This is a genomic window from Paenibacillus turpanensis, from assembly GCF_011421635.1.
In the GTDB taxonomy this organism is placed as follows: Bacteria; Bacillota; Bacilli; order Paenibacillales; family YIM-B00363; genus Paenibacillus_AK; species Paenibacillus_AK turpanensis.
Window position 1 is genome coordinate 1 of sequence record NZ_WTLI01000041.1, and the last position, 10,283, is coordinate 10,283.

The window sequence follows — 10,283 nt, forward strand, 5'->3', positions numbered from 1 at the left end:
AACGCGCCTCGAATTGGACGATTTCGTATGGGGCGACAGAGGGGCGGACTCCGCCGATGCGGAGGCTTCGAACCTAGAGCCGATTTCCGGGCCGGGCAACCTGGCTTATGTCATCTACACGTCGGGAACGACCGGCAGACCGAAAGGAACGCTGATCGAGCATAAGAACGTCGTGCGCCTCCTATTCAACGACAAGAACCTGTTCGACTTCGGGCCGTCCGACACGTGGACCCTGTTCCACTCGTTCTGCTTCGATTTCTCCGTCTGGGAAATGTACGGAGCTCTGTTGTACGGAGGCAAGCTGGTCATCGTACCGCCGCTCACGGCGAAAAATCCGGCCGATTTCCTGGCGCTGCTAGGCCGCGAACAGGTCACGATTTTGAACCAGACGCCAACGTACTTCTACCAGCTGCTGCGTAAGGTTTTGGCGGACCATCCGTACGATCTGCGGATTCGCAGCGTCATCTTCGGGGGGGAAGCGCTCANTTGCGAGAGGATACCTGAATCGTCCGGATCTGACGGCGGAAAAGTTCGTCGATTCCCCGTTTGCGGAGGGGGAGAAGCTTTACCGCTCGGGCGACTTGGCGGCTTGGCTGCCAGACGGGAGCATCGAATACCTTGGCCGGATCGACCATCAGGTGAAAATCCGCGGCTACCGGATCGAAATCGGCGAAATCGAGACGCAGCTGCTGAAGATCGCCGCCGTGCAAGAAGCCATCGTGCTCAACCGCGACGACGCGAACGGCCAAAAGCAGCTTGTCGCTTACTACGTAGCGGAAACGAGGCTGTCGGCAAATGAACTCAAGGAGGAGCTCGCCAAGCAGCTTCCGGGGTATATGATTCCTTCGCACCTCGTGCAGCTGGAGCGGATGCCGCTAACCCCGAACGGTAAAATTGACCGCAAAACGCTGCCCGCGCCGGAGGAAGCCGCGGCCGGAGGAGCAGAATATGTTGCGCCGAGAACGCTGCTCGAAATGAAGATCGCCCGCGTCTGGCAGGATACGCTTGGCGTTCCACAGGTCGGTGTAAAGGATAACTTTTTTGAGTTGGGTGGCAATTCGTTAAGTCTGATGAGGCTCGTTCAAGCCGTTTACGATGAAACGGGCATCGAGATACCGCTGAACCGCCTTTTCCACAATGTAACAGTTGAAGCCATGGCTTTCGGCGAGGGAGATCTCGGTCTGGATAAAGGGGGAGACTCCTTCATTAAGCTGAATAAAGCAGGAGATCTGAACGTGTTCTGCTTCCCTCCGGGTAGCGGCTTTGGTATCGGTTACCGAGAGCTCGCAAGCAGGCTCGACGGCCGGTTCGTGCTCTACGGCATTGATTTTATCGACGATGCCGTCGATTACGAGGTCATGCTGAACCGTTATGTGGACGAGATCGTCCGCATCCAGCCGGAAGGACCTTATGTGCTGCTCGGCTACTGCTTCGGAGGCAACCTGACGTTCGAGGTAGCCAAAACGATGGAGAAAAGAGGGTATTCCGTAACGGACGTGCTCATGGTGGACTCGTGGATTAAAGACACGCTGACGCCTTCCGAAACGTCGGAGAAAGAGCTTGAAGAAACACTTGCCGATTTCGACGAAGAAGAGAAGGAATTAATGAGCAACCCGCTCGTGCGGGAGCGTGTTCATCGGAAGGTCCAAGCGACATTGGCTTACGAAGCGCAGCTTATTAATTCCGGCACGATCCCTGCCCGGATTTACGAACTGATTGCGAAGGACAGCGAAGCGTACCGCCTGGAGCACCAACTGCCATCCTGGCGGGGGGCAACGACGCAAGCTTACGCCGATTACCGGCTGGAGGGCGCGCACGAGGAATTGCTGGAACTCGCGCGCGTGGAAGAAACGGCCGCCGTCATCCAAGACATCTTAGAGCAAGTCAAGCGGCAGATCGAAGTGGATGATGGGGTACTGCATGGAAGCTGATCGCCAGCTGTCCGTTCAAGAACAAGGCACAGCGGCGCCTTCCAAGCGCCAAACCGCTTACGCCGCCTGGAAAGCGTTCTGCTGGCTGATGTCCTATGTAAGTCGTCACAAAGGCTGGATGATCATCGGTACCTTGTCCGCCATTGCCGCCGCCGTTATTGAGATATGGACGGGAAGCTTGATCGAGCAGCTGACCACCCAGGCCGAGAAGGGGGCTGGGCCAATCGCTCTGCAAATCGTGTACACGGTCTTTGTGGTCATCTTGCTCGGTGTGCCGGCGAAGTTTTTCATGAGCTTCGGCGTGGAGCGAAGCAGCGCCTCTGCAGTGCAGGATATCCGCAACCATGTCATGCGTCATATCGGCAAACTTCCGGTCTCCTATCTGGAAAAGCAGCACTCCGGGGATGTATTATCGCGGATCAACAACGACCTGCAGCTCATCCAGCAATTTATGATTCGGGACCTCGCCCAGTGGTTTTATCATCCGCTGTTGTTCATCGGCTGTTTCGCTTATTTGATCTACCTCCAATGGGAGCTGATCCTGTACAGCCTGCTGTTATTCCCCGTAGCGCTCTTGGTTTCCCAATGGATCGGCAAACAGTTAGAGCGGTTGACGGAGGAAGCCCAGGCGAACATGGGCCGAATGAACGTCAACCTCCAGGATACGCTTGGGGGTATGCCTATTGTAAAAAGCTACCTGCTATCCGGCATATTATCTCGCTCTTACCAATCGCTGCTGCAATTGACGGCCCAAAAAAAGCTGGCCGTGAAAAAGCGGGAAGCCTGGGTCAACCCGCTGCTTTCCACGCTGATGATCAGCCCGATCATTTTCGCCGTCAGTTACGGAAGCTATTTGATCTACAATGGGCAGCTAGGCGCGGGAGAGCTGGTCGCCTTCCTGTATTTGCTGAATCTGTGTCTGGAGCCGCTGGAGCATATTCCCGAGCTCATCACGCGGACGTTCGAAATGGCCGGTGCCCTGAGAAGGGTCTGCGAAATCGTCGAGCAGCCGACCGAAACGGAAAATGGCCGTTCGCTTCCGAAAGCGAGCGCCCCCCCCATCGAGTTTCAGAATGTAACCTTCGGGTATGAGGAAAGCTCCCCGATTCTGCGGAATCTTAGCTTCTCGGTGCCGGAAGGGAAGACAATCGCGCTTGTCGGAGCGAGCGGCGGAGGGAAGAGCACGGTTTTTAAGCTTGTATGCGGCTTTTATCCGCTTCCGGAGGACCAGGGCGAGATCCGCGTGTTCGGCAGCCTGATCCACAGCGCCGATCCGGAGCAGCTCCGGTCGCATTTTTCCGTAGTAGCCCAGGATTCATATTTGTTTAGCGGCACGATCGCCGAAAATATCGGCTACGGGCGGGAAGAAGCGTCGATGGACGAGATTATCGAAGCTGCCAAAGCCGCTCAGGCGCATTCCTTCATTATGCAGCTTCCGGGCGGCTACCAGACGTATGTCGGCGAGCGAGGAGGCTTTTTGTCCGGCGGGCAGCGCCAGCGCATTGCAATGGCCCGGGCTTTTCTGAAGGATGCCCCCGTTCTGCTGCTGGACGAGCCAACGTCGGCTCTTGACCCGGAGTCGGAAAGCGCGGTTCAGGAAGCGCTGGGCGTATTGATGAAGCAAAGAACCACCATAGTTATAGCCCACCGTCTTTCTACGGTACAAAACGCCGACGAAATTTGGGTAATGGAACAAGGAAATATTGTGGAAAAGGGCACCCATGAACAATTGCTGGAGATGAAAGGACTGTATGCCCAGTCGTACTACCAGGAATTTACCGAGTCTGCCGCACACAGGGAGGTGGCGTACACATGAAAAAGGGCGGATGGCTCGCGCAAGTGAAAGAACTCGGCTACTTGCTGAAGTTTATGAACCGCAAGCGCAAAACCCAGTACGCCATTGGCCTGGCCGTGACGGCGATCACCCAGACATTGTTCCTGATCGCCTTCAGCTTGGTTGTGCAGAACTTGGTTGATTTTGCCGTGTCCCGAGATACGTCCCTGATGGTGGAAGCCTTTATTATTCTGGGCGCGGTCCTGTTCTTGGAAAATATGATTTCTCCCTGGTTCATTTACTTATACCAGCGTAGTGTCGAGCTGACTGTGCTGAATATCCGCGAACGTCTTTATGACAAGCTGTGCCGGGTGCGGCCGAGATTCCTGGAGCAGACGCACCATGGGGACTTGCTGTCGCGGGTGAACAACGACGTAACGACCGTTGAGTTCACATTTTCGCAGGTTTACTTCGTTTTGCTGCTTCAAGTTGTCTTTTGCATCGGCTCCATTGTCTCCATGGTATCGATCGATTGGCGGTTTGCTGGCGTATCCCTCGTCATTCTACTGCTGTCCTCCGCAGTCAGCCTGAAGTTTGCGCGGGATATTCGCGTCTTGTCCGAACAAGGCTTACAAACGCTCGGTAAAATGACCGAGAAATTCAAAGATTTTATGGGCGGCATTCAAATTGTGAAGCTGTTCCGCATCCGCACGATTTACGACCAATACGAGGCGTTGAACGAACAAATGACGCAGACGCTTCGGCAAACCGCGCAAAAGAACGGAATGCAGGCTGCGGTGAACCATTTTATAAGCTACGTCACATTCTGCGGCATCATCGTCATCGGCAGTCTTCTTTATGCCTACGGACTGATGGGAATGGGCAGCGTCGCCGCCCTGGCGGTTCTGCAAGTGAATCTGACGCACGCCTTGTTAAACTTGGGGATGGTTCTGTCGATGACCCAAAATTCGCTCGCGGGCGCTCACCGGATTGAAGAGGTACTAAGAGAGGAAGAGGAACCGGAGCGTTTGGGATCTCCTCGCAGCGAGCTCGTGTCGGAGGCTGCGGTGGAGTTTCGCGATGTGGAATTTTCCTATCAGGCGGATAAAAAGGTGCTTATCGACATGTCCATGCAGGTGTTTCCCGGCCAGGTCGCCGCTATCGTGGGGGCCAGCGGCAGCGGCAAAAGTACGCTGATCAAGCTGCTGCTCGGCTTTTATCCTGTGGACAGTGGAGAAATCCTGCTCCAAGGCAAACCTTTTGGACATTACACGCTGGACGAAATCCGCAGGCAGATTGCATACGTTCCGCAGGAGCCGTTCTTGTTTACCGGCACGATTGAGGAAAACATCCGTTACGGCAACCCGGATGCAACGGATGAAGCAGTGATCGAAGCGGCCAAAGCAGCGTACGCTCACCATTTCATTCAGGAACTTCCTGAACAGTATAAAACGCCGGTGGGAGAGAGAGGAGCGTCGTTGTCAGGCGGACAAAGGCAGCGGATTGCGATCGCCCGGGCGATTCTTAAAAACGCCCCGATTCTGCTGCTGGACGAAGCGACTTCCGCGTTGGATAACGAATCCCAGCATTGGGTACAGCAGGCCCTGAACGAATTGATGAAGGGACGCACCACCATTCTGATCGCCCACCGTCTCAGCACCGTGGAACATGCGGATTTGATTACCGTCATGAACCAAGGGACGATCGTCGAGCGGGGCCGCCATCAGGACCTGCTGGCGCTCGGAGGTTATTACGCCCGGCTGTACGGCTAAAGCCGCTTTCCTGCTTGCGAAAGCGATAGAGTCTTTTAGTTATCCAAGGTAAGGTATGACTTTAAAACCGGCAGTTACCAAAAAGCGGAGACACGAAAAAGGGGAAAGAGTCCGCAGAAGCCGTTTCGGGAATGGCGTGCGCGGTTCTTCTTAAGAGTGACTATGTGACATCTGGGTATAAACCTGTCTCCTGTCTATAAAGAATCTCTAAACAGGGAGTGTGTCGATGTGAGAGAGAATACCAGAGAGCAATATGGATTAACGCAAGCCCAGCGCCGAATATGGTTTATGGAAATTATGCATCCGGGAACGTCCATCACGATGCTTTCCGGGACCTATCAGATTACGGGTGAGATCGACACACAGCTTCTGGAGCAAGCGGCAGCAGAGATCGTCAAAACCTATGACGCTTTCCGAATCCGCATTAGTGGAGATTTGCAAAATCCAACGCAGTGGTTCGAAGAGCCGGAGAATGTCCAAGCTAGGATAAGCCGCCTCGAACTAGGTACAACCGAACAATTTTATGCTTGGGTGAAAGAAGTAAGCGAAGAACCGGTCAGCGTATTCGACGAACACCTCCACCAATTTACAATTATCCATTTTGCGAACGGCCAAGTATGGCTCAATTTGAGGGTAAATCATATTATCGCCGACGGTTTGTCCCTCAATGCTTTGCTGCATGCGGTGATGGAAAAATACCTGGAACTGCGTAAAGGCATCTCCAGCAGTTACCAGGCCCCTTCCTATCTGGATTATATTTCCGCGGAGCGTGAATATGAGCAATCGGATCGTTATCAAAAAGGAAAGGAATACTGGCTGACGAAGTACGCCATTTTGCCTGAAACGACCGGCATTAAATCGTATCCGCCATTCTCGATCGGCAGCGAATCCAACAAACGGGCCATCACTTTGGGCGGTTCCCAGTATGAACGTATTCTAGCCTTCAGCGAACAATATCAGGTCAGCTTATATACATTATTTCTGTCCGCCATGTACGCCTTATTGTACAAGCTGACCGACAGCACCGATATTCCGGTCGGCACGGTTTTCGCCAATCGCACCAGCAAGAAGGAAAAAGAAACGATCGGCATGTTCGTCAGCACCGTGGCCACGCGGATTCGTCTGAATCCAGACGAACACGTGCTTTCCTTGATCCAAACGGTTTCCAAGGAAAATATGGCGGATCTGCGGTATCAGAAATATCCTTATAACCAATTGATCCAGGATTTGCGCGAACACCACGGCCGGAACGATCTTTCGGGGCTGTTCCGTACATCTCTGGAATATCTGCCTTTGAAAATCGTGGAGTACGAAGAAATCAAGGTACGCCCGGAGGATCATTTCGGTAGACACGAGATGGACGATTTGCTGCTGCGCTTCGACCATATGCTGAATGAAGGTCATTTAATTCTCCATGCTTCTTATCGTACCGGCCTGTTCGAGACGTCCGAGATTGATCGGATTATGGAACAGTATGTTACCGTTCTGGACCAGTTTCTTCAGACTCCCGAACTGCCGGTACGCGAGATTTCTCTGCTGAGCGATGAGGAGAGACACCGCATTCTCAACGTTTTTAACCCGCCGATGGAAGGGCTGAGCGAGGGAGAAGCGTTTCATCGGTATGTTGAAAAGTTTGCCCGGGAAATTCCGGATCATCCGGCCGTCGTCTACATGGACAAACAGCTGAGCTACGGCGAATTGAACGAACGCGCCGAGCGGCTGGCTTCTCTCCTTCGCGATCAGGGCGTGGGAAGGGAGACGATTACGGGGATCTGGGCGGATCGTTCGGTGGAACTTCTGGTCGGGGTGCTCGCCGTTTGGAAAGCCGGCGGAGCCTATGTACCGTTGGACCCCGATTATCCGTCGGAGCGGATTGAGTACATGCTCAGCGATAGCGGAGCATCGGTGCTGCTTACGCAGCGTCATCTGTTGGAGTGGGCCGGAGGTTGGTTGGCCAATGACCGGCTGAAGCTTCAAGCTGTCTATGCCATGGATAATGAACAGATTTATAACGGGGATGCCTTTTCCGTGGAGTTTCAATCTGCCGACAGCGCTCCGCAAGACTTGGCTTATGTGATTTACACCTCGGGTACGACGGGACGCCCGAAAGGCGTCATGATCGAGCACGGTAGTCTCGTGAATACGGCGGATGCGTACCGTCGCGAGTACCGGTTGGATCAGTTCCCAGTGCGGCTGCTGCAGCTGGCCAGCTTCTCGTTTGACGTGTTCGTCGGAGACATCGCGCGGACACTGTATAACGGAGGCACGATGGTGATTGTGCCTAAGGATGACCGGATTGATCCGAACCGCTTATACGGCTGGATTCGGGACCAAAGCATTACGGTATTCGAATCGACGCCTGCGCTCATCCTGCCGTTCATGCAGTATATTTATGAAGAAGGGCTGGACGTCAGCTCCATACAGTTGCTGATTACCAGCTCGGATGCTTGCAGTGTCACCGATTACCGATTGCTGCAAGAAAGATTCGGTGGACAATTCCGCATCATCAACAGCTATGGTGTTACCGAAGCGGCCATTGACAGTAGCTATTACGATGAGCCGCTGGACAAGCTGCCGCTGTCGGGTCATGTGCCGATCGGCAAAGCTTGGCTGAACGCCCGGTTTTACATTGTTGATGCCACGTTAAAGCCGGTTCCTGTAGGTGTTCCGGGCGAGCTTGTCATTGGCGGCGCCGGGGTGGCACGCGGATACTGGAACCGTCCGGATTTAACCTTCGAGAAGTTTGCGGATAGCCCGTTTGTGCCGGGCGAACGTCTGTACCGGACAGGCGATTTGGCCCGCTGGCTGGAAGATGGCAACGTCGACTTCATCGGCCGGATCGACTATCAAGTGAAAATTCGCGGATTCCGGATCGAACTTGGCGAAATTGAAACGGCCCTGTTGCGTTTCCCGGGCGTCAAGCAGGCTGTGGTGACCGACCGTACGGATGAGCAGGGGCAAAAGTATTTGTGCGGCTATGTGGCTGGGGATGCTTCCTTACAGCTAAGCGATCTGCTGTTCCAATTGAAGCAAGAGCTGCCGGCCCATATGGTCCCGGCCCGGCTGGTGTCCCTTGATAAGCTTCCGCTCACGCCGAACGGCAAGATTGACCGCAAAGCGCTGCCTGAACCGACCGGAGCGGTAGAAGCAGGCCGTGAGTATGTGGCTCCTCGCACAACGCTGGAAGTAAGGCTTGCTCTCATTTGGCAGCAGGTGTTGGGTATTGCGCGAGTTGGAGTCCAAGATGATTTCTTTGACCTGGGTGGTCATTCCTTGCGAGCCTCCACGCTTGTTTCTAAGATCCGGAAAGAGCTGCAAGTCGAGGTTCCGCTACGGGAAGTTTTCCGTTACACCACGATCGAACAGCTGGCCCAAAGAATCGGCGGTTTAAAGCAGCAGGAGACGTATGAAATTACAAAGGCGGCGGAGGCCGAGTTCTATCCGGTTTCATCCGAGCAAAAGCGTCTGTACGTCCTACGCCAGCTTGACGGGGCCGAGCGCAGCTACAATATGTCGGCGGCGCTTCTTCTCGAAGGCAAGCTGGACCACACGCGTGTCGAGCACGCGTTCCGGGCGCTTATTCAGCGCCATGAGACGCTGCGTACCGGGATCGAGCAGATTCAAGGCGAGCTTGTCCAGCGTGTCTATGACGAGGTGGAATTTGCTGTCGATTATTTCCAGTCGATCGAGCGGGAAGTGGAACAAGTGGTGAAAGCTTACTATCGCTCCTTTGATTTGACCAATCCGCCACTTCTCCGCATCGGCCTGATCGAAGTCGCCGATGATCGCCACATTCTGCTGTTCGATATGCACCATATCATCTCGGACGGCATTTCGACAGCACTTCTCTTCGACGAGTTCAGCCGCCTGTATCGGGGCGAGGAGCTGGCCCCGCTGCGCATTCAATACAAAGATTATGCCGTTTGGCAGCATTCCGAAGCCTACGCGCAGATGCTCCAGCCGCAGAAGGAGTACTGGCTGGAACAGCTGTCAGGCGAGCTGCCGGTCTTGGAACTGCCGACGGACTTCCCGCGGCCTGCGGTGCAAAGCTTTGACGGCCGGACCGTGAAATTTTATATCGGGAAAGATCGGACGGAGAAGCTGAAAGAGCTGGCGGTACGGACGGGGACAACCCTGTACATGGTGCTGCTGTCGGCTTATTCCATCCTTTTGCATAAATATTCGGGTCAGGAAGATCTGATCGTCGGAACGCCGATTGCCGGAAGAACGCAGGATGAATTGCAGCCGGTCATAGGGATGTTTGTCAATACGCTGGCCATTCGCAGCCGTCCGGAGCGTTCCAAGCCGTACCTTTCGTACCTGGAAGAAATCAAGGACATCACGCTCGGGGCTCTCGAACACCAAAATTATTTATTCGAAGACTTGGTGGAAAGTCTTCACATTACGCGCGCGACTGGACGGAATCCGCTCTTTGATACGTTCTTCTCCCTACAAAATACGGAGAACGAGAAAATTGTCATCGAGGGGCTGGAGCAATCGTTTTATCCGCTGGAAAACCGAACCTCCAAGTTCGAGCTGCTCCTGGACATTTCGGAGCTGGACGGTCAACTCGAATGCCGGTTGGATTACGCTACGGCATTGTATAAACAGGAGACAGCGGAGCGGTTCGCCAGACATTATGACAAGCTGCTCGAAACCATCGCAGCAGCGCCGGACGGGGATATTGCCTCGCTGGAAATGCTCACGGAGGAGGAAATCCGCGAGCTGGTGCGAGGTTTCAACGAATCGGAGGCGGACTACCCGCGGCAGCAGACGATTCACGGCTTGTTCGAAGAGCAGGCGGAG

At 54.3% G+C, this 10,283-nt stretch carries 3 protein-coding genes and 1 pseudogene; all 4 read left to right on the forward strand.

The window, feature by feature from the left end; translation table 11 throughout:
• Window positions 1-1,931, forward strand: a pseudogene (locus tag GQS10_RS23845) (AMP-binding protein); the annotation flags it as partial.
• A complete protein-coding gene (locus GQS10_RS22495) occupies window positions 1,921-3,747 on the forward strand; it encodes an ABC transporter ATP-binding protein (protein ID WP_166246498.1) in 1,827 nt (608 codons plus the stop codon). The pseudogene GQS10_RS23845 and the gene GQS10_RS22495, both read left to right, overlap by 11 nt.
• The gene (locus GQS10_RS22500) at window positions 3,744-5,477 is read left to right on the forward strand and encodes an ABC transporter ATP-binding protein (RefSeq protein ID WP_166246500.1); all 1,734 of its coding nucleotides are present in this window, start codon (window positions 3,744-3,746) and stop codon (window positions 5,475-5,477) included. Before GQS10_RS22495 ends, GQS10_RS22500 begins: the two co-directional genes overlap by 4 nt.
• Window positions 5,478-5,705: 228 nt before the next feature.
• The coding region (locus GQS10_RS22505) for a non-ribosomal peptide synthetase (protein ID WP_166246502.1) at window positions 5,706-10,283 on the forward strand (4,578 nt) is incomplete at its 3' end.